Below are 22,574 nucleotides of genomic sequence, written 5' to 3' on the forward strand. Positions count from 1 at the left end.
CTCACACCGCCCGCTCGTGCAGGGTCCGCTCCTGCAGGCGCGAGGGCCCGCCGAGCACGCCGAAGGGGCGTCCGGTACCGGGCATGCTCATCCGCACGGTGCGCACCCGCGTCCCGGCGCGGCCGACGACGTCGACGAGCGCCTCACGCGTGCGCAGGTAGCCGTGACCGGCGCCGAGCCCCTCCCAGCGGCTGCTGCGGATGCTGAGCCGCGCCTCCGCCTGCGGCCACTCGCCGAGGACGACGAGCGCCGCGCCGCGCTGACGCAGCCGTGCCCCCAGCCGGGAGACGTCGGCCGCGGAGACGGAGGCCGGCGGGCGGGTCAGCACGACGGTGAGGACGTCGACCAGGGCCGCGGTGACCGTGAGCCAGTGCTCGGCGGGGGAGGGCACGAGCACGAGCCGCTCCAGGTCGATCCCCAGCCCGGCCGCCGCCTCGGCACCGAACTCGGGGACGCCGACGACCCCGCACCAGGAGCCCTCGGACGACGGGCCCGCCAGCAGCCCCATGGCCAGGCTCATCGAGCCCTCGACCGAGTAGGCGGCGCCCTGCTTGAGCGCCCCGCCCGGCAGCACGGAGGCGAAGGCCGGCAGCGTCGCCAGGCTCTTCGACTCCAGCGTCGTCGCCTGCATGTCGCGGATCCGCGACTGCAGCTCCTTCACCGACGCGAGCTGCCGCAGCAGCGGTTCCGCGGTGTCGGCGACCCCCGGGGAGGGGTGCTGTGAAGGGGGGCTCATCAACCCATGTTCGAACATGTGTTCGAGTATGTCAATCGCCACCGACATCCGCCGCGCCGGGTGCCGGACCGGTGGAGAAGGCCCCGGATCGGCCCCTGTGGAGGAGTCCGGGGCCCGCTGCGCTACCCCTCCGCGGACCCCGTCACGCGCAGCCCGTGACCGAAGCGGAACAGCGGATCCGCGGTGTCGAACGGCACGTCCGGCCGGCGGGCCGCCGCGGCGGCCATCGAGCGCGGAAGGTCCATCGGCAGTGTTCCACGAGCCTCCGACACTCCGAACACCACGTCGAGCACCGCGGCCCCCGACGCCCCGAAGTCGCCCAGCAGCGCCGCCGCGGACTCGACAAGCGGAGTGAGGATCGCCGGCCGATCGAGGAACACGTCGACGATCGTCGGCACCTGTGCCGCCATGGCCAGGACGTGCTCCACGACCTCGTCCGGGAAGTCGAGCGAGCCGGCGTGGAAGTGGTTCTCGAACGCCGTCGCCCGCCGCTCGAAGGGCGCCTGCAGCCGGATCACCGCGAGCTCCGCTTCCTCCGGAGCGTCGACGACGTCGCCGTACTCCGCGGCGACCGCCGGATCGATCCCCTCGACGTACAGCCGCAGCCCCTGCCGCGCCGGCAGGACGCCGTCCTGCGCGAGGACCGTGATCGCCGCGCGCTGGGCGGCATCGCCCGCCGCGCGGAACTCCGCCGAGCCGACGACCGCCTCGGCGGCACCCGGATCGACCGCGCGCGCGTCGAACAGCCCGAGCACGAACTTCTCCCGCAGCAGCCGCCGCACGGACACGTCGAGCCGCTCCTCGGCGACCGTCCCCTCCTCGACCAGGGCGACCAGCGTCTCCGGGATCGACTCGCCGCCGAACTGGTCGACGCCGGCGTCGAGGGCCTTCGCCATCCGCTCCGGCACCGACAGGTGCTCCACACCCCAGGCGCGCGCCACGTGGTGGTCGCCCATGATGTCGGAGTCCGAGAGCAGCCCCCAGTCGGTGCAGACGATGCCGTCGAAGCCGAACCGCTCGCGCAGCAGCCCCGTGATCACCGAGCGGTTGAAGCCGAAGCCGACCTCCTCGTGCTCGGTCCCGACCGGCATCCCGTAGTACGGCATGATCTGGCTGGTGCCCGCCTCGAAGGCCTTCACGAAGGGCTGCAGGTGGTACTCGGCGTTGCCGCCGGGGTAGACCTGCTCGCGGCCGTAGGGGAAGTGCGGGTCCTCGCCGTCCTTCTGCGGTCCGCCGCCGGGGAAGTGCTTGGTCATCGTCGCGACCGACTGCGCCCCGAGCACGTCGCCCTGGAAGCCGCGGATGTAGGCGGCGCCGAGCCGCCCGGTGAGCTCGGCGTCCTCGCCGAAGGTGCCGACCTGACGTGCCCAGCGCGACTCGGTCGCCAGGTCGATCTGCGGGTGCAGCGCGACGCGCAGGCCGACCGCGAGGTACTCCTGGCGCGCGATGTCGCCGAAGCGCTCGACCAGGTCCTCGTCGCCGATCGCGGCGAGGCCCAGCGGCTCCGGCCACTGCGAGAACGCCTCCGCCTGCGTCCCGGTGCCGGGGTTGTCGGTGAAGGAGTGGCGCGGATCGGTGGAAAGGGTCACGGGGATCCCGAGCCGGCTCGAGGAGGCCAGCTCCTGGACGCGGTTGTGCCACTCGGCGAGCTCGCGCGCCGTGGCCGTCCCGCCGCCGAGCAGGTTGAAGTGCGACATCCGCTTCTCGAGCACTATCGTCGCGGTCGAGGGCAGCCCGAACGCGCCGTCCTCGGCGAGCGCTCCGCCCTCGCCCATCACGACCATGGTCTGGAAGAACAGCCCGGCCTTCTCCTCGAGCGTCATCTGGCCGAGGAGGATCTCGACCCGCTCGGCCACGGGGCGCAGGGGGTCGAGGTAGCGGCGGTCGACCTGCTCGTCGAGCGGTTCGCCGGCGGGGGATGACGTCGATGTCATGGGGGCGTCCTTCCGAAGGGGAGCCCTCGTCGGCTCCGCGAGAAGGATACGCCAAAAACCGACCAGCACTAGGGAAATCCGGCGGGGGTGCCGCGAGCGCGCCTCTACCATGGGAGCCATGTCCGACGCCCTGCCCGAAGCCGCCGCCGAGAACCCCTCCTCCCTCCCGGTGCGGCGGCGGACGCTCGTGGTCAAGATGGGCTCGAGCTCGGTGACCAAGCAGTCCGGACCGGACCCGGTGCTCCTCGCCAGCGCCCTCGAGAGCGCGTTCGGCGCCCGCGCCCTCGGCTGGGACGTCGTCCTGGTCTCCTCCGGCGCCGTCTCCTCCGGCCGGGCGCTCTTCGCCCGCTCGCAGGACGCGCCGATCAGCCCGCGCCTCGCTGCCGCCGTCGGCCAGACCGTGCTGATGGGCTTCTACCGCTCGGTGGCCGAGCTCTCCGGCTCGCTCGTCGCCCAGATCCTGATCGGCGAGTCCGATCTCGCCTCGCCGCGGCAGATGGCGCACGTCGCGGAGGCGATCCGGCACGCGCTCGACGCGGGCGTCGTGCCGATCGTCAACGGCAACGACACCATCGACTCCGCCGGCTCCGACAACGACGGCGTCGCCGGCGGCCTCGCGATGCTTCTCGGCGCGGATCTGCTGCTGCTGCTCACCGACGTCTCGGGCGTCTTCGCCGGCAGCATCGCGGAGGGCGTGCACCTCGACGAGCTCGGGATCACCGAGCTGCGCGGCATCAGCGTGCAGAAGGGCGGGACGGGCCGCGGCGGCATCCGCTCCAAGCTCAAGGCGGCCGAGCTCGCCGCGCACAACGGGGTCTCGACGCGCATCGCCGGCGCCCGCACGCCCGAGGTCATCCTCGGCGCCATCGACGGCCCCGGCCCCGGCACGCTCGTCCGCGCCGTGCACACGCACCCCGCGGTCGAGCAGCGCTGGATCTCCGGCGTCGCGACCTCCCGCGGCCGGGTCGAGATCAACCTCGAGGCCGAGCGCAGCATCGCCTCCGGCTCGAGCCTGTTCGCGTCCGGCATCAAGCGGGTCTCCGGAGACTTCGTCGGCGGCGACGTGATCGAGGTCCGCGCCCTCAGCGGCGAGCTGCTGGCGCGCGGGGTGTCGCGGGTGTCCTCGCGCCTCCTCACGCTGGTCCGCGCACTGCGGGTCGACGAGATCGCGCGGGTGTTCGTCGCCGTCCTCGCACACGCCGCGGACGCCGACCCGGCCGTCGCCTCCGAGGGCGACCGCCCGCAGCTGACCCGCGCCCTGGAGTACGCGCGCGCCCTCTCCTTCGAGCACGGCAGGGCGGTCGCGATGGAGATCGTCTCGCTCTTCCCCGCCGAGAGCATCGCCGCGCTGGTCGGCCAGGGTGCCGCGGTCGAGGAGCTCGTCGAGCGCTACACCCGGCTGGTCCGGACCCTCGCGATCGTCGGCAACGAGCAGCTGGTCGTCTTCCGCGACTGACGATGCTCGAGGCGGTGGTCGGTCCGTAGGACGAATCGCGCCACGAAAAACGAATCGTGCCAGGTATCTGCACGATTCGTGCCAGCACTGTGCGCATCGCGTCACCGATCTCGCCGGCGGCGCCCTCCCGTGCTGTTCTGTGTCCCACACGAACGGCGCCCACCACGCGCCCCGACGGATCGGATCAGCATGAGTGCAGCAGCAATCGCCACCGCGACCCTCACGACCCCCACCACCCGCCACCCCTTCGACGGACCCATCTCGAGCGAGCACTACCAGTCGGACCGCCTGGCCCGCCGGCTCGAGCTGATCGAGAAGACGATCGCCGACTGCGAGCGCGCCCTGCGCGGCTCCACCGACCCGCGCACCGGCGTCGCCGTCCTGCCCGCCCGAGGCGCCCACCGCGACCAGCTCCTCAGCAACCTCGCGATCGAGCTCGCGCTCGCCGACCGCCTCCGCGGCGCTCTGGGTCTGCACCTCTGACCCCTGGGCCTGCACCTCCGGCCCCTGGTCCCGCACCTCCGACGCAGCCCGATGGGGCACCATGAGGCCATGGTCACCATCACCGTCGCCGGGATCGCCCAGCACTTCCACCCCGCAGAACGCGGCACCGTCCGCCTCGAGATCCGCCGCGAGTCGCGCTCGCGCTCCCAGGCGCTCGCCGAGGTGACGGCCCTGCACGCTCGCGTGCGCGAGGAGGCCCGCGCCGAGCAGGCCTCGGGCGCGGCGACCTGGTGGTCGGCCGACCAGGTCTCGGTCTCGACGATCCAGCGGTACCTCAAGGACTCCGACGTCACCGAGCCCTTCCACGTCGCCGCCGCGAGCGTCCGGGTGAAGTACCGCGACTTCGACGCCCTCGGGCGCTGGGTCTCCTCCGTCTCGGAGGCCCCCGGCATCACCGTCGCCGGGGTCGACTGGGACGTCACCGCCGCCCGGCGCGCGAGCGCCGAGCGCGAGGTGCGGGTGTCCGCCGTCCGAGACGCCCGCGAGCGCGCCGCCGCCTACGCCTCCGCCCTCGGCCTGGGCGAGCCCCGCGTGCTCACCCTCTTCGAGCCCGGACTGCGCCCGCACACCCGGATCGAGGGAGGCTCGGCCGTGATGAGCCGGGCGATGGCGTTCAAGGGTCAGGAGGAGCTCGCGCTCAAGCCCGAGGACATCGAGGTCTCGGCCTCGGTCTCCGCCGACTTCGAGGCGAGCTGAGCCGGAAGGACGCACCCCGGGTCCGCCGACGCCGGGAATAGCCGGGGCGCGTCCGACGCTGGAGCAGGCATGGTCTCGCGCATCGGCTTCCTCTCCTTCGGCCACTACCAGTCCGTCGAGGGGTCCCTGACGCACACTGCGCGCGACGTGCTCCTGCAGACCATCGAGCTCGCGGAGGTGGCCGAGGAGATCGGCATCGACGGCGCGTACGTTCGCGTGCACCACTTCGCGCCGCAGCTGGCCTCACCGTTCCCGCTCCTGGCGGCGATCGCCGCACGCACCCGCCGGATCGAGATCGGCACCGGCGTCATCGACATGCGCTACGAGAACCCGCTCTACATGGCGGAGGAGGCGGCCGCGACCGACCTCATCTCCGGTGGCCGGCTGGAGCTCGGCGTGAGCCGGGGATCGCCGGAGACCGCGCTGCGGGGCTCCGAGGCGTTCGGCTACGTGCCCTCCGAGGGCACGACCGACGCCGACCTCGCCCGGCGCAAGGTGCAGCTCTTCCGCGAGGCGCTCTCGGGCGCCGCCGTCGCCGAGACAGACCCCGCGCGCACCGGGATGTCGAGTCCGCTGGCGATCGAGCCGCGCTCGCCGGGCCTCGAGGACCGCATCTGGTGGGGTGCGGGCAGCTTCGCCACGGCCCGCTGGGCGGCCGAGCAGGGCATGAACCTGCAGTCCTCCACGCTCCTGCTCGAGGAGGAGGGCATCCCCTTCGACGAGCTGCAGGCGCGGCAGATCCGCGAGTACCGCGCCGCCTGGGCGGAGGCCGGCTGGGAGCGGACCCCGCGCGTCTCCGTGTCGCGCAGCGTCCTCCCGATCACGACCGACCTCGACCGCCTCTACTTCGGCGGCCGCGGCGAGCGCGATCAGGTCGCCTCCCTCGAGGGCGTCCGCGCCCGCTTCGGCCGCAGCTACACCGGCGAGCCCGACCGCCTCGCCGAGGAGCTCGCCGCCGACGTCGCCGTCCAGGAGGCGGACACCCTCCTGCTCACCGTCCCCAACCAGCTGGGCGTCGACTACAACGCGCGCCTCCTGCAGACCGTCGCCGAGTCGATCGCCCCGGCGCTCGGCTGGTCGCCGGCCGGAGTCGTCGCCGCCTGACACCGTCCCCGTCGGGCTGCTCACCCATGCTGGTCGAGTAGCCCGGGAGAGGCGTATCGAGACCCGACGTCGTCAGCACGGCGGGTCTGCAGACTTCGCTTCTGGTGCGGGTGGATCTACTTGGAAGAGACGCCCGCAGACATGCTGGTCGAGTAGCCCCGAAGGGGCGTATCGAGACCCACCGTCGTCAGCCCGGTGGGTCTGCAGACTCCGCTTCCGGTGAGGGTGGATCTCGATACGCCCGCTGCGCGGGCTACTCGATCAGCATGGGCTCGCCGCCGCGGCCGGTGCGACTGACGCGCTCCCAGTTCGGCTGCTCACCCATGCTGGTCGAGTAGCCGCTGGAGGCGGCGTATCGAGACCCGCGGTCGTCCAGAAGGCAAGTCTGCAGACCCGCCCTCCGTAGGTGGTGGATCTCGATATGCCCGCTGTGCGGGCTACTCGATCAGCATGGATTCGCCGCAGCGTGAGGGAAGCTTACGCATTGCTCGACAACCGCCCGGCATGCTGGTCGAGTAACCCCGGAGGGGCGTATCGAGACCCGACGTCGTCAGCAGGTCGGTCTGCAGGCTCCTCGTTCGCCGCTCGCGGATCAACTTCCAAGACATGCCCGCAGAGATGCTGGTCCAGTAGCCCCGCAGGGGCGTATCGAGACCCGACGTCGTCAGCAGGTCGGTGTGCAGGCTCCTCGTCGGCCGCTGATGGATCAACGTCCAAGACGTGCCCGCAGACATGCTGGTCGAGTAGCCCCGCAGGGGCGTATCGAGACCCGCGCTTTGCAGACGGTGGATCTCGATACGCCCGCTGCGCGGGCTACTCGATCAGCAAGAGATGCGCCGCCCGCGGAAGGGGAGAGGCTGCGCTGTCGATCGTCAGCTCGCCGAGAGCTCGATCCGGACGTCGTCCAGTCCGTCAGAGGAGACGAGCACCGTGATGGGCCCCGCGCCGGTCGGACGGACCACGGCGAGCGCGCGGCCGTCGAACGTCGTCCGCGATGCGGCGTCGAAGCGCTCGGTGGTGGCGGGTGCTCCGCTTCCGAAGCCCGCGAGCACGCCCGCGCCCTCGACGGCGACCGAGACGACGCGGTCCGCACCCGTGACCAGGACGCCCGCAGCGTCGCGCAGCTCGATCGCGATGTACGCGAGGTCGGTGTCATCCGCCCGCAGCTCCACCCGGTCCGCCGTCGCGGTCAGCACCGCCGGTCCCGACGCCGACACGAGCGAACTGCGCCCCGTCTCCCTCCCGGACCGGTAGGCCACCGCGGTCAGCGTGCCCGGCCGGTACACCGTCTCGATCGACGCCAGCATCGGCCGCACCGCACCGACGGCCGCGCGCCCCACCTCGACGCCGTCGAGCAGCAGCGCCACCTCGTCCGCGTCCGCCGCCACCTCGACGGTGACGGGGGAGCCCTCGAAGCCGGGCCAGGTCCAGGAGCCGACCGAGTCGCTCCACGCCCAGGGCGACTGCATCGTCACCGTCTGCCCGTGCCGCTCCGGCCGCACGACCGCGATCGCCGGCTCCGAGCGCAGCCCGAAGACGATCTCACGGTAGTACGACGCGGGCCGCCGCCACCCGGTGATGTCCAGATCGCCGCACCACGCCGTCAGGTACGGGTACTCGCGCTCCAGCGCGCCGTTCGCCGCCGGGTCCTCCGCGTAGGAGGTGGCGCCGATGCCGACCTCGCCGAGGTAGTCCCAGCCGGTCCAGGTGAAGTCGCCGATCACGTTCGGGTTCGCGAGCACCTTCGGCCACAGCTCGCCGATCTGCGTCGGGAACGTCTCCGACCCGACGATCACGCGCTGCGGGAAAAGCTCCGCGTCGCTCGCGTAGCGCCCGTCGGCGTAGTTCAGTCCGAGCACGTCGACCGCGGCGCTCGACTCCGCTGTGCGGCGGGTGACGGCGTCGGAGGAGCCGATCGCCGCCATCATCCCGGCGCCGGCCTCGCCCATCAGCTCGTTCAGCCCCTGCTCCGAGGCGAGGATGCTGTCGAGCTCGTCGAGCACCGCCAGCGTCGGGTTCACGCCGTTGGTGACAGGGCGGGTCGGGTCGAGCGAGCGCACGTACTCGGCGAGATCGCGAGCCAGCACCGCCCCGTGCGGGGTGCCGACCTCGACGATCTCGTTGCCGATCGAGTAGAGGATCACGCTGGGGTGGTTGTAGTCCTTCGCGACCAGCGACTCCAGGTCGGCCCGCCACCACTGCGCGAAGTCGAGGGAGTAGTCGTGGTGCGTCTTGCCGCGGACCCACATGTCGAAGGCCTCGTCCATCACGAGCATGCCGAGGCGGTCGCAGGCGTCGAGCATCGACGGCGAGGCGGGGTTGTGCGCCATGCGGATCGCGTTGAAGCCGGCCTCCTTGAGCAGCTGGATCCGGCGCTCCTCCGCCCGGGCGATCGAGGCGGCACCGAGGACGCCGTTGTCGCTGTGGATGCAGGCGCCGCGCAGCAGCACGGTCTCGCCGTTGATCCGCAGTCCCTTGCGCGGGTCGACGGTGACGGTGCGGATGCCGTGCACGGTGACGACGTCGTCGCCGACGCCGATGCTCGTGCGGGCGGTGTGCAGGGCGGGGGAGTCGACGCTCCAGAGGGCCGGGTCCTGCACGTAGAGGCGCTGGCGCACGAGGGCGGTCCGGCCGGGGGCGACGGTCACGGGCGCCGTCGCGCTCTCGACCACATCGCCGGTCGCCCCGGTCAGCTCGGTGGACACCGTGAGCGACGACGTCACGAGCCCGCGGTTGACGATGCTCGTCGCGACCTCGACGACCGCCTGGTCGCCCTCGATGCGCACGGTCGTGATCCGCACGCCGTCCGGCTCGATGTGCACGGGCTCGTCGACGTGCAGCAGCACCGGCCGGTGCAGGCCGGCGCCGGCGTACCAGCGCGAGTCCTGGCCCGAGCGGACCTCGATCCGCAGCGTGTTCGTCTCACCGAAGCGGAGGAACGGGGTCAGCTCCACGAAGAAGCGCGCGAAGCCGTCGGCGCGGTTCCCGGCGAACTCGTCGTTGAGGAACACCATCGCGTGCCGGTACGCGCCCTGCACTTCCAGCCGTACGACCTTGCCCGCCCACTCCGCCGGCACCTCGAACGTCGTGACGTAGCTGTAGGCACCGCCCGGGTAGTAGGCCGCGCCACCCTTCGACACCGCGTCCGGCGAGCGCTCGGCGTCGCGCAGCGCGTCGTGCGGCAGCGTCACCGCGACGGAGTCGTCGACCCCGCCCTGCACGGCGGCGAACGGCCCGCGCGGCGCCCGGACGATCCAGCCGGCGGTGAAGGAGGTGGTCGTCATGGCGCGTCCGTTCGATCGAGGTCATCCGACACGACGCCGGACGAGAAGTAAGACCCGTGCTTCCGATTCAGGAAACTGTTTCATTCGGTTTCTCACCCGGCGAGAGCCTAGGAGCGACGCGGTCGACCGTCAAGGGAGCGGACTCTCGGTGCTCATCTCAGCGCTGGTCTGTTCGCTCAAATTTATCGGTGCACTTCCCTTGCGTCTTCGATAGACTTCCTTTCATGACCGAGCAGGAGTTGAAGTCCGTCACCGATGTCGCGCGAGAGCGCGGCGTCAGTGCGGCGCGCATCCGTCAGCTCATCGCTGAGGGGCGCATTCGGGCGGAGAAGGTCGGAGGCGTGCATGTCATCAGGGGTGATCAGGACGTCCCCTCGCCGCGCGTCTCTCGCCCGCTCGGCGACCGGATGGCGTGGGGATTCGTCGCCGCGCTCTCGGGTGCTGTGGACCCGGCCCTGACGAGGTCCGAGCGGAGTCGCATCACCCGGATGATCCAGCGGCTCGAGAGCGCGGAGGATCCTGTGGCGGTGACGCGCTCGTGGACCGCCGAGCTTCTGCCGCCGGAGTCCCTGGAGCTTCCCACGGAACTCGTCGACCAGCTGCGGGGGGAGCAGCGGGAGCTGCTCCCCGTCGGAGCATCGGACCCCCGAGCGGGCCCGCGCGACGTCAGCCGCCTCGAGCTGCTCGTCTCCACCCGGCTGAAGGCTCAGCTCCGAGAAGAGGTCGCCGCAGCGGGCCCGTCATCGACTTCCGTGATCCTGCATCACGTCCCCGATGAGCGGTGGCCGTTCGTCAGCGAGGGACCGGTGCCGATCGGGCTGAGCATCGCCGCGCTCGCGCGACGGACCGACCGGACGACGGCGCTCGCCGCGCGTCGTCTCCTGAGGCGCGCCCTCCCCTCCCACGCGGCGGTCATGGCCGGGGTCGAGGCGGATCGTCGGGACCGTGATCGGTCACTGCGTCGCGAGGCCATTCGCTCCGTCCAGCTCCACCGCGCCGCGCTGGAACTCCTCGACCGCTCTCCGGACTTCCGTCCTCGGGCGGAAGCGCGGCTCGAGCAATTGCGAGGCAAGGTCCGCGGGGAGGCGCACCAGTGGCTGGACGAGTGGGCAGAGCTGCTCCGCAGTCCTCTCTCCACGCAGATCGAGGCCCTGCTCGTGGAGACGGAGCACGCTCACGACCTGCGCTCCGTGTCACCGCTCGCCGGGCTGATCCCCGACGAGGAGCGACCGGCGCTGCTCGAGGCGAGCGCGTGAACCGGGCCGAGCTGGAGCACGGGATCCGTGCAGCGACGGAGATCATCCAGGCCGACGAGGTGATCATCATCGGCTCCCAGTCGGTGCTGGGCACCTGGAGCGAGTCGGAGCTGCCCGTCGAGGCGACGGCATCGAACGAGCTCGACGTCCTCCCGCTGAACGACACCGACAGTGAAACGCTGGCGACGAGACTCAGCGGAGTCGCCGGCGAGCTGTCCTCGTTCGACGCCACGCACGGGTTCCACTTGGACGGCGTCGGCCGGAGGACGGCGGTCCTGCCTCGCGGCTGGGAGGGCCGTCTCCTTCGAGTGCAGAACGACAACACCCGCGGGCGGATCGGCTGGTGCCTCGACCCGCACGACCTGTGCGTGGCGAAGCTTGTCGCGAACCGGGACAAGGACCGGTCCTTCGTCTCCGCCCTGGTCCGGCACGGTCTCATCGACCCGGAACTCCTGCTGGAGAGGCTCGTCGACACCGACCTGGACGATGCGACGAGCGACACCGTCTGGAGCACGGCTCAAGGTCTTCTCGACCTCTGACCGCATCGCTCGCGGTCACGGCTGCACGAACCGCCGGCACCAACGAGAAGAACCCCCCGATCTCCGTGAGATCGAGGGGTTCTGCCTGTGTCCGAGGGGGGACTTGAACCCCCACGCCCTATACGGGCACTAGCACCTCAAGCTAGCGCGTCTGCCATTTCCGCCACCCGGACGAGTATTGTTTCCGGCCTGCGTTTCCGCGGCCGAAGAAGACATTAGCACGGTTCGAGCGCCTCGGATGACACCGTCGGAGCGGGGTGCCGTGGGCCCGCCCGCTAGCGTGGGGGCATGACGTCCTCCGACAGCGCCGCCGCCCCCTCCGAGTCGGATCTCGACGAGACCGCGATCATCGCGCGGGACCTCATCCGGTTCGACACCAGCAACTACGGCGACGGCAAGGCCGAGCCCGAGCGCGAGGCCGCCGAGTACGTCGCCGCCCGCCTGCGCGACCTCGGCCTCGAGCCCGAGCTGATCGACTCCGATCCCGGCCGCACCAGCGTCGTCGCCCGGGTGGCGGGGGAGGATCGCGAGCGCGGCGCCCTCGTCGTGCACGGGCACCTCGACGTGGTCCCGGCGATCGCGGACAACTGGAGCGTCGATCCCTTCGGCGGCGTCATCAAGGACGGCATGCTCTGGGGCCGCGGCGCGGTCGACATGAAGAACATGGACGCGATGATCCTCGCCTCCCTCGGCGACATCCTCGGCAGCAATAGGAAGCCCTCGCGCGACCTCGTCATCGCCTTCTTCGCCGACGAGGAGGCGGGCGGCGTCCGCGGCTCCGGCCACCTCGTCAAGACCCGGCCCGAGCTGTTCGCCGGCGCGACCGAGGCGATCAGCGAGGTCGGCGGCTACTCGATCGAGCTCGGCGGCAAGCGCGCCTACCTCGTGCAGACCGGCGAGAAGGCCCTGCTCTGGCTGACGCTGCGCGCGCGCGGTACGGCCGGGCACGGCTCGCAGATCAACGGCGAGAACGCCGTCACCCGCCTCGCCCAGGCCATCGCCCGCATCGGCAGCGAGGAGTGGCCCACCCGCCTCACCGACACCACCCGCGAGCTGCTCGGCGAGGTCGCCCGCATCCTCGGCCACGACCCGCAGCGCAGCACCCCGGAGGAGCTCGCGCTCGCGACCGGCACCGCCTCGCGCTTCATCGCGGCGACGCTTCGCACCACCGCGAACCCGTCGATGCTCTCCGCCGGCTACAAGGCCAACGTCATCCCGGACACCGCGGAGGCGACCATCGACGTCCGCGTGCTCCCCGGCGAGGAGGACGCGGTCCTCGAGCGCCTGAAGGTCCTCGCGGGCGAGCACGTCGAGATCCTCGTGCAGCACCGCGACATCGGACTCGAGGTGCCCTTCGCCGGACCGCTCGTGGAGAGCATGGCGGCCTCCCTCCGCCGCTTCGACCCCGAGGCGGAGGTGCTGCCGTACCTCCTGTCCGGGGGCACCGACAACAAGGCTCTCTCGACGATCGGCATCACCGGCTACGGCTTCGCGCCGTTGCAGCTGCCGGGCTCGCTCGACTTCCCGGCGCTGTTCCACGGGGTCGATGAGCGGGTTCCGCTCGACGCACTAGTGTTTGGCAGGAAGGTCCTGACCGATCTCCTCCTGCGATCCTGATGGTCAGATCGACGACCACCACCGACCGCCTGCTGGCCGACGACGCCCCAGCCCTCCTCGAAAGTGACGCATGGGCCTGCTCGAAGCGCTGATCCTCGGACTCGTCCAGGGTCTGACGGAATTCCTCCCCATCTCCTCCAGCGCCCACCTCCGGATCGTGAGCGAGCTGCTCCCCGGACTGGACGGCAAGGACACCGGCGCGGCGTTCACCGCCATCACGCAGCTGGGCACCGAGACCGCGGTCATCATCTACTTCTGGCGCGACATCGTGAAGATCGTGTCGAACTGGTGCCGGTCGCTGGTCGGCAAGGTCCCGCGCACCGACGCGAACGCCCGGATGGGCTGGCTGATCATCGTCGGCAGCCTCCCGATCATCGTGCTCGGCCTGCTCTTCCAGGATCAGATCGAGACCACTCTCCGCTCGCTCTGGGTCGTCGCCACCACGCTGATCGTCTTCGGCATCCTGCTCGGCATCGCCGACGCCGTGGGCGCGAAGAAGCGCCGCCTGCGCGACCTGAACGTCCGCGACGGCCTCATCTTCGGTGGCGCGCAGGCGCTCGCCCTCGTCCCCGGTGTCTCGCGCTCCGGCGGCACCATCACGGCCGGTCTCTTCATGGGCTACGAGCGCAAGGCGGCCGCGCGGTACTCGTTCCTCCTGGCGATCCCTGCCGTCTTCGGCAGCGGGCTGTACCAGCTGTACAAGAGCATCAGCGACCCGGAGATCCTGCCCAACCAGATCCAGGTCGGCGGGCTGGAGACGCTGATCGCGACGATCGTGGCCTTCGTGGTCGGCTTCGTCGTGATCGCCTTCTTCATGAGCTACATCTCGCGCCGCAGCTTCCTGCCGTTCGTGATCTACCGCATCGTCCTCGGCGTCGTCCTCATGGTCGCGCTGAGCACGGGCCTCCTCGCCGCCTAGATGCGCACCTGGATCGCCCCGGTCGTCCCGGCCCTGCCCGGCCGCGGACCCGTGCCCGCCGTGCACGACACCGCGACGGGAGCGCCCGTCGAACTCGTCGCGGAGGACGGCACCGCCCGCCTCTACGTCTGCGGCATCACGCCCTACGACGCGACGCACCTCGGCCACGCGTCGACGTATCTCGCCTTCGACACCGTGCAGCGGCTCTGGCGCGACGCGGGGTACGCGGTGCTCTACGCGCAGAACGTGACCGACGTCGACGACCCGCTCCTCGAGCGCGCCGCTCGCGACGGGGTCGACTGGCGCGACCTCGCCGAGGAGCAGGTCGAGCTGTTCCGCGGCGACATGGCGGCGCTGCGGATCCTGCCGCCCGACCACTACGACGGCGTCACCGAGACGATCGAGCCGATCGCGGAGGCGGTCGCCCGCCTCGAGAGCGCCGGCATCGCGTACCGCGTCGACGCCCCCGAGGCTGCGGCTGAGGGTGCTGCGGACCTCTACTACGACATCGCGGGCGGCGAGAGCGACGTCTGGCGCCTCGGCAGCGAGAGCAACCTCGACGCCGCGACGATGGCCGACCTCTTCGCGCAGCGCGGGGGAGACCCCGACCGCGCCGGCAAGCGCGACCCGCTCGATCCGCTGCTCTGGCGCGCCGAGCGCGCCGGCGAGCCCGCCTGGGACGCGGCCGTTGGCCGGGGCCGCCCGGGCTGGCACATCGAGTGCTCGGTGATCGCGCTCGACCGCCTCGGGCCGGAGTTCACCTTGCAGGGCGGGGGGAGCGACCTCGTCTTCCCGCACCACGAGTTCAGCGCCGCGCACGCCGCCTCGCTGTCGGGCCGCGCGCTCGCGCGCGCCTACGCGCACGCCGGCATGGTCGCCTACCAGGGCGAGAAGATGAGCAAGTCGCTCGGCAACCTCGTCCTCGTCTCGCGGCTGCGGGCGCAGGGGACGGACCCGCGCGCGATCCGCCTGGCGCTGCTGGCGCACCACTACCGCTCCGACTGGGAGTGGCTGCCCGAGGACCTGCCGGCCGCCGAGGCCCGCCTCGCGCGGTGGGAGGCCTCGCTCGCCGCGAGCGGGCCGGCGTCGGCGGCCGACGTGCTCGAGCGTGTGCGCGCCGTGCTCGCGGTCGACCTGGACACTCCGGGCGCCCTCGGTGTGCTGGACTCCGCGACGGCCGCCGGCGTCGACGACCCCGCGCTCCTCCGCGACGCGATCGACGCGCTGCTCGGCATCCGCCTGGGCTGAAGCCTGCACTCCGCCTGTGGACGACGGCGGATCTCGATACGCCCGCTGCGCGGGCTACTCGATCAGCATGAAGCGGCCACGCTGCGCGGGCTACTCGATCAGCATGAAGCGGGCACGCTGCCTGGGCTACTCGGTCAGCATGCAAAGGACCGCTGTGCGGACCGCTCGGTCAGCATGCGGAGGACCGCTTCGCGGGCCGGACTGCCGTCCATGCTGGTCGAGTAGCCGCCGCAGGCGGCGTATCGAGACCCGGCCTCCGGCGGACGGTGGATCTCGATACGCCCGCTGCGCGGGCTACTCGATCAGCATGGCCGCGGTACGCGGCGCATCGAGACCCGGGCCGCATCGCTACGGGCGCCAGGGCTCCTCGCCGGAGCGGCCGTCGCCGCGGCGGCGGAGGTAGCGCTCGAACTCCTGGGCGATGGCCTCGCCGCTGGCCTCGGGGGAGTCGACGGTGTCGCGCGCCTGCTCGAGCTGGGCGATGTAGGCCGCCATCTCCTCGTCGTCGAGGGCGAGGGCGTCGATGCCGCGCTCCCACTCGCCGGCCTCCTCGACCAGGTCGCCGCGGGGGATCGCCAGTCCGACGACCTCCTCGAGCTTCTCGAGCAGCGCGAGCATCGCCTTGGGCGACGGCGCGTTGTGGACGTAGTGCGGCACGGAGGCCCAGAGCGAGACCGCGGGGATCCCGACCTTCTGCGCCGCTTCGCCGATGACGCTGAGGATGCCGACGGGACCCTCGTAGGTGGAGCGCTCCAGCTCGAACTCGGCGCGCATCTCCGCGTTCTCGCTCGAGGCGAAGAGCGAGATCGGCCGGGTGTGCGGCACGTCGGCGAGCATCGCGCCGAGGAAGACGACCGCCGAGATGTCGATCGCGAGCATGGCGTCGACGACCTCCGAGGCGAAGCTCTTCCAGCTGCGCGAGGGCTCGGTGCCGATCATCACGTAGAGGGCGCTCTCCGCGTCCACGGAGGTGTCCGCCGGGCCGAAGATCTGGGTGCCGGGCCAGGAGAGGCTGCGGCGCCCGTCCTCGCCGATCGAGAGCATCGGGCGGGTGTACTGGAAGTCGTAGTACTGCTCGGCGTCGACCGAGAAGAGGGGCACGAACTCGCCGGCGTCCTTCACCAGGCGCACCGCGCCGCTGGCCGCGTCGCCCGCGTCGTTCCAGCCCTCGAAGGCCACGACCAGGACGTTCCCCTTGATCACGTTCATAGGCGAGGTCTCCGTGTTCGGCTCGATGACCGGGGAGCGCTGCCTGCGCTGAACCCGTTCGTCCAGGATAGGACCCGCCTCCGGACCCCTCCGTCCGGCCCGCGTCTTTCCGCTGTCCGCGTACGGTCGGCCCGATCGGGGCTGCCGGTACGATGGTCGCTCGTGACTTCCGACACCTCCCTCCCCGTGTCCCGGCCGCAGCCCCCGCTCCCGGAGGGCGCTCCCGCCGCGGTCCTCTGGGACATGGACGGCACGCTCGTCGACACGGAGCCCTACTGGATGGCGTCGGAGCACGCGCTGGTCGCCTCCTTCGGCGGCGTCTGGACCCACGAGGACGCCATGAGCCTGGTCGGCTCCGGCCTCCCCGCCTCCGCGCGCATCCTGCAGGGCAAGGGCGTCGATCTGCCCGTCGAGGCGATCATCGACCGGATGACCGACGAGGTCGTCGCGCAGCTCGCCGAGAGCATCCCGTGGCGCCCCGGCGCGCTCGAGCTGCTCTCCGCCGTCCGCGACGCCGGTGTGCCGCAGGCCCTCGTCACCATGTCGATCGGCCGGATGGCGCACGCCGTCGTCGAGCGCCTCCCGTTCCCCGCCTTCGAGACCGTCGTCAGCGGCGACATGGTCGAGCAGAGCAAGCCGCACCCGGAGGCGTACCTCCTCGCCGCGCGCACCCTCGGCGTCGAGGTGCTCGCCTGCGTCGCCATCGAGGACTCCCACGCCGGCCTCGCCTCCGCGGTCGCCTCGGGCGCCGCCGCGATCGGGGTGCCGCATCAGCTCGAGCTCGACCCCGACGCCCCCTATTCCCTCTGGCCCACCCTCGCGGGCCGTACCGTCGCGGACCTCGCGCTGGTGTCCTCCGAGCACCGCAGCCGCGCGCTCACGACCGAGACGGAGGCCCGCCGATGACCGGTGAGGCACTGCAGCATTCCGGACCCTTCCGCGCGGGCGACCGCGTGCAGCTGACCGGGCCGAAGGGGCGGATGAACACCATCACGCTGATCCCGGGCAAGGTCTTCCACACCCACCGCGGCGGGATCGAGCACGACACGATCATCGGACTGCCCGACGGCTCCGTCGTCGTCAACACCGTCGGCGTCGAGCACCTCGCCCTCCGCCCGCTGCTCGCCGACTTCGTGATGTCGATGCCGCGCGGAGCCGCGATCGTCTACCCGAAGGACGCGGCGCAGATCCTCGCGCTCGCGGACGTCTTCCCCGGCGCCCGCGTCGTCGAGGCGGGCGTCGGCTCCGGAGCGCTCTCGCTCTGGCTGCTGCGCGCGATCGGCCCGGGCGGCCGGCTCTCCTCCTTCGAGCGCCGCGAGGAGTTCGCGGACGTGGCCCGCGCCAACATCGAGACCTTCCTCGGCTACACCCCCGACAACTGGAGCGTCACCGTCGGCGACCTCGTCGAGGAGCTGCCCGGCGCCGTCGCCCCGGGCGAGGCCGACCGCGTCGTCCTCGACATGCTCGCGCCGTGGGAGTGCCTCGACGTCGCCGCCGACGCGCTCACCCCCGGCGGGGTGCTGCTCTGCTACGTCGCCACCGTCACCCAGCTGTCGCGCGTCGCGGAGGCGATCCGCGCCTCGGGCCTCTTCACCAACCCGGCCTCGAACGAGACCATGGTGCGCGGCTGGCACGTCGAGGGTCTGGCCGTGCGCCCGGACCACCGGATGATCGGCCACACCGGCTTCCTGATCACCGCCCGCCGCCTCGCGCCGGGTGCCGTCCTGCCCGAGCTCAAGCGCCGCCCGTCGAAGACCGACTTCAGCGACGAGGACGTCGAGGCCTGGACGCCCGGTGCGCTGGGAGAGCGGGCCGTCAGCCCGAAGAGCCTGCGCAAGCGGGTACGGGAGTCGGCCACCAGCGCCGAGCTCTCGCGGGCGCGGGGCTTCGGCGAGGCCGACGGTGACGGCGACGTCGCTCCTGCGCAGGGCTCGGGCGACGACGAGGGCATCGTCTAAGCTGATCCCGGCTTTCCGGTCCCCGGGCCGAGCCGCCGTCCCGACCGTCTCGCACTCGGGCCCCACCACTCCCACTTCGTGAAACGAGGACCCGTGCGCAGGACCACCGCGCTCATCGCCGGCATCGGCATCGTCGCCGCTCTGACGGGATGCACCGCGTCCTCGTCGACGGCCGACTGCGACGCCCCCTACTCGTCCGGCGCGTCGTCGTCGGCCGTCCAGGCGACCGGCGACTTCGGCGAGCAGCCCGACGTCACGGTGCCCTCGCCGCTGAACGCGGACGGCACCCAGGTCAGCACGCTGATCGAGGGCTCGGGCGACCCGCTCGAGAAGGGCCAGCTCGTCACGATCGACTACACGCTGGTGAACGGCGCCGACGGCTCGGTCCTCGAGGCCTCGCCCTACGACGGAGCGAGCACCGCCACCTTCACCGTGGGCGGCGCAGGACTCGTCGGCCTCAACCAGGGTCTGCTCTGCAGCCAGGTCGGCTCGCGCGTCGCGATCGCGATCGCTCCGGAGGACGGCTTCGGCGACTCCTCCGCCCAGCTCGGCATCTCGCCCGACGACACCCTAGTGCTCGTCGCCGACATCGAGAAGGCCTCGCTCGCCCGCGCGAACGGCGAGGCGCAGCCCGTCCCGAACGGCTTCCCGGCCGTGACGCTGGACCCGGACGGCGTGCCCGGCCTCGCTAAGCCCTCGGGCGACGCGCCCACCAAGCTCGAGATCGCCCAGCTCAAGAAGGGCGACGGCGCGGTCGTGGAGGACGGCGACACCGTCGTCGTCCAGTACACCGGCTGGCTCTGGGCCGACGGCAAGATCTTCGACTCCAGCTGGCAGAAGGGCGCCCCGGCGACCTTCGTCGCGACGGAGGGCCAGGGCGGCGTCATCCCCGGCTTCGCCAAGGCCCTGATCGGCCAGCCGGTCGGCTCCCAGGTCATCGCGATCATCCCGCCCGAGGACGGCTACGGCGACACCCCGCCGCAGGGTGGCCAGATCGCCGCCGACTCCACGCTCGTCTTCGTGGCCGACGTCCTCGCGATCGACTGAGTCCGCTGCTCCGTCCTCGCTGATCGAGCAGCCCGTTGTGGGCGCGCCTCGAGATCACCTTCTGCCCCGAGCCGGGTCTGCAGGCGCGGCCTTCTGACGGGGCGGGGTCTCGATACGCCCCTGCGGGGCTACTCGACCAGCATGGTCGGGGTGTGCCTCTCCTTTGCTGATCGAGTAGGCCGCGGAGCGGGCGTATCGAGATCCGGCGCTGTCAGGGCTGAGGGCTGTGGGGTCTCGATACGCCCCTGCGGGGCTACTCGACCAGCATGATCGTGCCGTGGCCGCCGCGCCGGTCCGTGGGGCGACTCGGGGCACGTCGGGGGCGGCGGGGCCCGGCCCTAGACTGGAGGGCGTGCCCGCCGACGCTTCGACCTCGAGCCGCATCCCGGCCGAGGAGCGTCTGTTCAACCTGGTGCTGGCCCTCGTGGCCGCCGAGAACGGGCTGACGAAGGCCGACGTGCTCTCGACGGTGCAGGGCTACCGGCAGCGGTCCGACCGTGGCGACCGCGCCTCGCTCGAGCGCCAGTTCGAGCGCGACAAGGACGATCTGCGCGAGCTGGGCATCCCGATCGAGACGGTCGACTCTCCCGGCGACCCGGGCAACACCCAGACGGTCCGCTACCGGATCGCGAAGCGCAGCTACGACCTCCCCGCCGACCTCTCCTTCGACCAGGAGGAGATGGCCCTGCTCCGGCTCGCCGGCGCGGTCTGGCGAGAGGGCACCCTCTCGGCCGAGTCGCGGCGGGCCCTGATGAAGCTGCGCTCGCTCGGCGTCGACTCTGTCGACCCGGTGATCGGCATCAGCCCCTCGATCCGGGTGCGAGAGGCCTCCTTCGAGCCGCTCAACGCCGCGCTCGACCGCGGCCAGGTCGTCCGCTTCCCCTACCTCAAGCCCGGCGGCGACGAGCCGCGGACGCGCACCGTGCGCCCGCGCGCGCTCGTCAACCACCAGGGCCGCTGGCACCTGCACGGCTGGGACGAGACCGCCGAGGGCACCCGCACCTTCCTGCTCTCCCGCATCGTCGGCCCCGTCGCGACCACCGGCCGCACCGCCCCCGCCGAGCCCGGCGATCACGCCGCCACGGCCCTGGCGCAGCTCGACGAGATCCTCGCCCGCAGCACCGCCCTGCTGCAGGTCGCTCCCGACTCCGACGCCGCCCTCCGCCTCGGCGTCCGGGCCGAGGCGGCAGGGGAGGGCGCGGACCTGCTGCGCCTGCACTTCACCGACGCCGACGTCCTCGCGGACGAGCTCGCCGGCTACGGTCCCGAGGTCGTCGTCCTCGAGCCGGAGACGCTGCGCCGCAAGGTCGTCGACCGCCTCCGCCGCTCCCTCAGCGACCACTCCCTCAGCGACCACTCCGCCGGCGACCACTCCGCCGGCGACCACTCCGCCGGCGACCACTCCGCCGGCGAGCACGGGGGAGCCGCCCGTGGCTAGGCCCCGCTCCCTCCAGGCCCGCGACCGCCTGGCCGTCCTGCTCTCGCTCGTCCCGTACCTCCTGGACCGAGGCCGCGTGAGCGTCGCCGAGGTCGCCGCGCACTTCGAGATCGCCGAGGACGAGGTCCGCCGGGCCGTCCGCCTGATCGCGGTCTCCGGCATCCCCGGCGAGACCGCGCAGTACCAGTCGAACGACCTCTTCGACATCAGCTGGGACGACTTCGAGGAGAACGACCAGATCGTCCTCACCCAGCAGGTCGCCATCGACGACTCGCCGCGCTTCTCGGCGCGCGAGGCCGCCGCACTGATCGCCGGGATGCAGTACCTCGCCGCCCTGCCCGAGAACCAGGGCAACGACCGCATCGCCTCGCTGATGGGCAAGCTCGCCCGCGGCGCCTCCTCGGCCCCGACCGCCGTCGCGGTCGCCCGGGGCATCGGCGCCGACGCCTCGCTCGCCACGATCCGCACCTCGCTCGCGAGCGGCACGCAGCTCGCCTTCGACTACCGCAGCGCGCGCGGCGAGACGGAGTCGCGGCTCGTCGACCCGTTCCTGCTGGAGTCGGTCGACCGCGACTGGTACCTGCGCGGCTGGGACCACCTGCGCGAGGGCGTCCGCACCTTCCGGGTCGACCGGATGCGCGCCCTCATCGACACCGGCACGCCGATCGTCCGCCGGCGGAACGAGGTCACGCTGCCCGACCGGCTCTTCGAGGCGTCCGCCACGGACCTCCTGATCGACCTGCGGGTCGCGCCGGGCTCGGTGCCGCTGCTGGGCGACTACGCCGCGGACGCCGAGTTCCCGTCGGTTCCCGCCGGAGACGAGGGCGCGGGAGTCCTCGTCCGGATCCGCGTGGCGCACCTGGCCGGGCTCACCCGCCTGGTCGCCTCACTGCCCGGACTCGTGACCGTCGTCGCTCCGGAGGCGGCGCGCACCGCCGTCGCCGAGTGGACCCGAGCCGCTCTGACGGCCAACGGAGAGGAGACCCCGTGACCTGGTGGTCCTGGATCCTGATCTGGCTCGCCCTCGCGATCGCCGCCCTCGCGGTGCTCGTGCTGTTCGGGCTCTCCTACTGGCGGAAGGGCCGGCTGCTGCTCGGCCAGCTGGAGGAGATCACGACGAAGCTCGACGCGCTGCAGGTGCCCGAGGCTGCCGAGGCGTCCACCCGGCCGCCGTCCTCGCTCTTCGCCGATCGCGACGAGGTCCGCCGCGGCCACGAGTCCCGTCGGGACGCCCGCCGGGAGAGGACCGAGGATCGCCGGTCTCTCCGGATCGAACGGGGTAAGCTCCTGGTACACCGCAACCGACAAGTGAAGTGAGACTGCAATGTTCGCTGGACTCCAGGGGTGGCACCTCGTCATCATCCTCGCCGTCATCCTCCTCCTCTTCGGTGCGCCCAAGCTTCCCCAGCTCGCGCGCAGCGTCGGGCAGTCGATGCGCATCTTCAAGAGCGAGGTCAAGACCATGAAGGACGAGGACGGGACCGAGCGCAACGACGCGACGGGCTCGACCACGGCCACCGGCACGACGAACTCGACCGGCACGGCGAGCTCGACGGGCACGACCACCGGCACCGGCACCACGCTGCCGCCCGAGTCCCCGCTCAAGTAATGACGTCCGTGGCAGCGAAG

General features: G+C 72.0%; 20 protein-coding genes and 1 tRNA gene. 16 read left to right on the forward strand and 5 right to left on the reverse strand.

What is annotated here, in order from left to right; all coding sequences use genetic code 11:
* Position 1: 1 nt before the first annotated feature.
* On the reverse strand, positions 2-736 hold the full coding sequence (locus HQQ86_RS18540) for a hypothetical protein (RefSeq protein ID WP_173289836.1): 735 nt from the start codon (positions 734-736) through the stop codon (positions 2-4).
* Positions 737-858: 122 nt separating this feature from the next.
* Positions 859-2,670 carry a glycoside hydrolase family 3 protein gene (locus tag HQQ86_RS18545; protein ID WP_173289838.1) on the reverse strand — a complete coding sequence of 604 codons (1,812 nt, stop codon included), beginning with the start codon at positions 2,668-2,670 and terminating at the stop codon, positions 859-861.
* Between the two features lie 118 nt (positions 2,671-2,788).
* Here HQQ86_RS18545 and proB point away from each other — a divergent pair, with 118 nt between their 5' ends.
* From proB to HQQ86_RS18565, 4 genes are all read left to right on the forward strand, one after another.
* Entirely contained in the window at positions 2,789-4,126 is a 1,338-nt protein-coding gene (gene proB, locus HQQ86_RS18550; RefSeq protein ID WP_173289840.1) for a glutamate 5-kinase, read from the forward strand.
* A 189-nt stretch (positions 4,127-4,315) separates the two neighbouring features.
* Positions 4,316-4,609: a hypothetical protein gene (locus HQQ86_RS18555; RefSeq protein WP_173289842.1), complete on the forward strand. Its 294-nt coding sequence runs from the start codon at positions 4,316-4,318 to the stop codon at positions 4,607-4,609.
* Between the two features lie 69 nt (positions 4,610-4,678).
* The gene (locus tag HQQ86_RS18560; protein WP_173289844.1) at positions 4,679-5,326 is read left to right on the forward strand and encodes an SIMPL domain-containing protein; all 648 of its coding nucleotides are present in this window, start codon (positions 4,679-4,681) and stop codon (positions 5,324-5,326) included.
* A 69-nt stretch (positions 5,327-5,395) separates the two neighbouring features.
* Positions 5,396-6,430: an LLM class flavin-dependent oxidoreductase gene (locus HQQ86_RS18565; RefSeq protein WP_173289846.1), complete on the forward strand. Its 1,035-nt coding sequence runs from the start codon at positions 5,396-5,398 to the stop codon at positions 6,428-6,430.
* A gap of 872 nt (positions 6,431-7,302) precedes the next feature.
* On the opposite strand, the gene HQQ86_RS18570 is transcribed toward HQQ86_RS18565, so the two are convergent.
* Positions 7,303-9,714 carry a glycoside hydrolase family 2 TIM barrel-domain containing protein gene (locus HQQ86_RS18570; protein ID WP_173289848.1) on the reverse strand — a complete coding sequence of 804 codons (2,412 nt, stop codon included), beginning with the start codon at positions 9,712-9,714 and terminating at the stop codon, positions 7,303-7,305.
* Between the two features lie 224 nt (positions 9,715-9,938).
* Between HQQ86_RS18570 and HQQ86_RS18575 the strand changes: the two genes are divergently transcribed.
* Positions 9,939-10,970, forward strand: a complete 1,032-nt coding sequence (locus HQQ86_RS18575; RefSeq protein WP_173289850.1) for a hypothetical protein — start codon at positions 9,939-9,941, stop codon at positions 10,968-10,970.
* The gene (locus tag HQQ86_RS18580) at positions 10,967-11,509 is read left to right on the forward strand and encodes a DUF6036 family nucleotidyltransferase (protein WP_123735754.1); all 543 of its coding nucleotides are present in this window, start codon (positions 10,967-10,969) and stop codon (positions 11,507-11,509) included. Before HQQ86_RS18575 ends, HQQ86_RS18580 begins: the two co-directional genes overlap by 4 nt.
* A gap of 88 nt (positions 11,510-11,597) precedes the next feature.
* Here the strand turns inward: HQQ86_RS18580 and HQQ86_RS18585 are convergent.
* Positions 11,598-11,682: transfer RNA gene (locus HQQ86_RS18585), tRNA-Leu, on the reverse strand.
* Between the two features lie 115 nt (positions 11,683-11,797).
* Between HQQ86_RS18585 and HQQ86_RS18590 the strand changes: the two genes are divergently transcribed.
* The 3 genes from HQQ86_RS18590 to mshC all read left to right on the forward strand — a co-directional run bounded on the left by HQQ86_RS18590 (position 11,798) and on the right by mshC (position 15,293).
* Positions 11,798-13,126 (forward strand): M20/M25/M40 family metallo-hydrolase, encoded by a 1,329-nt coding sequence (locus tag HQQ86_RS18590; protein WP_173289852.1) that lies wholly within the window; start codon positions 11,798-11,800, stop codon positions 13,124-13,126.
* Positions 13,127-13,196: 70 nt separating this feature from the next.
* Positions 13,197-14,045 (forward strand): undecaprenyl-diphosphate phosphatase, encoded by an 849-nt coding sequence (locus HQQ86_RS18595; RefSeq protein WP_173289854.1) that lies wholly within the window; start codon positions 13,197-13,199, stop codon positions 14,043-14,045.
* A complete protein-coding gene (mshC, locus tag HQQ86_RS18600) occupies positions 14,046-15,293 on the forward strand; it encodes a cysteine--1-D-myo-inosityl 2-amino-2-deoxy-alpha-D-glucopyranoside ligase (protein WP_173289856.1) in 1,248 nt (415 codons plus the stop codon).
* Between the two features lie 348 nt (positions 15,294-15,641).
* On the opposite strand, the gene HQQ86_RS18605 is transcribed toward mshC, so the two are convergent.
* Entirely contained in the window at positions 15,642-16,502 is an 861-nt protein-coding gene (locus HQQ86_RS18605; protein ID WP_173289858.1) for a proteasome assembly chaperone family protein, read from the reverse strand.
* Between the two features lie 162 nt (positions 16,503-16,664).
* On the opposite strand from HQQ86_RS18605, the gene HQQ86_RS18610 reads away from it, so the two are divergent.
* From HQQ86_RS18610 to tatA, 7 genes are all read left to right on the forward strand, one after another.
* Positions 16,665-17,408 (forward strand): HAD family hydrolase, encoded by a 744-nt coding sequence (locus HQQ86_RS18610; protein WP_367948725.1) that lies wholly within the window; start codon positions 16,665-16,667, stop codon positions 17,406-17,408.
* On the forward strand, positions 17,405-18,460 hold the full coding sequence (locus HQQ86_RS18615) for a tRNA (adenine-N1)-methyltransferase (protein ID WP_173289860.1): 1,056 nt from the start codon (positions 17,405-17,407) through the stop codon (positions 18,458-18,460). Before HQQ86_RS18610 ends, HQQ86_RS18615 begins: the two co-directional genes overlap by 4 nt.
* Before the next feature lie 93 nt (positions 18,461-18,553).
* Complete coding sequence (locus HQQ86_RS18620; protein ID WP_173289862.1) at positions 18,554-19,507, forward strand: FKBP-type peptidyl-prolyl cis-trans isomerase; 954 nt, start codon at positions 18,554-18,556, stop codon at positions 19,505-19,507.
* A 352-nt stretch (positions 19,508-19,859) separates the two neighbouring features.
* Positions 19,860-20,945, forward strand: a complete 1,086-nt coding sequence (locus HQQ86_RS18625) for a WYL domain-containing protein (protein ID WP_173289864.1) — start codon at positions 19,860-19,862, stop codon at positions 20,943-20,945.
* Positions 20,938-21,936, forward strand: coding sequence for a WYL domain-containing protein (locus HQQ86_RS18630; protein WP_173289867.1), 999 nt, complete (start codon positions 20,938-20,940; stop codon positions 21,934-21,936). Before HQQ86_RS18625 ends, HQQ86_RS18630 begins: the two co-directional genes overlap by 8 nt.
* On the forward strand, positions 21,933-22,262 hold the full coding sequence (locus HQQ86_RS18635) for a hypothetical protein (RefSeq protein WP_173289869.1): 330 nt from the start codon (positions 21,933-21,935) through the stop codon (positions 22,260-22,262). The genes HQQ86_RS18630 and HQQ86_RS18635 overlap by 4 nt, the downstream gene beginning before the upstream one ends.
* A gap of 7 nt (positions 22,263-22,269) precedes the next feature.
* Positions 22,270-22,554: a Sec-independent protein translocase subunit TatA gene (tatA, locus tag HQQ86_RS18640; protein WP_173289871.1), complete on the forward strand. Its 285-nt coding sequence runs from the start codon at positions 22,270-22,272 to the stop codon at positions 22,552-22,554.
* The last annotated feature ends 20 nt before the right edge of the window (positions 22,555-22,574 follow it).

The organism is Rathayibacter sp. VKM Ac-2857, assembly GCF_013205025.1.
Taxonomy (GTDB): Bacteria; Actinomycetota; Actinomycetes; order Actinomycetales; family Microbacteriaceae; genus Rathayibacter.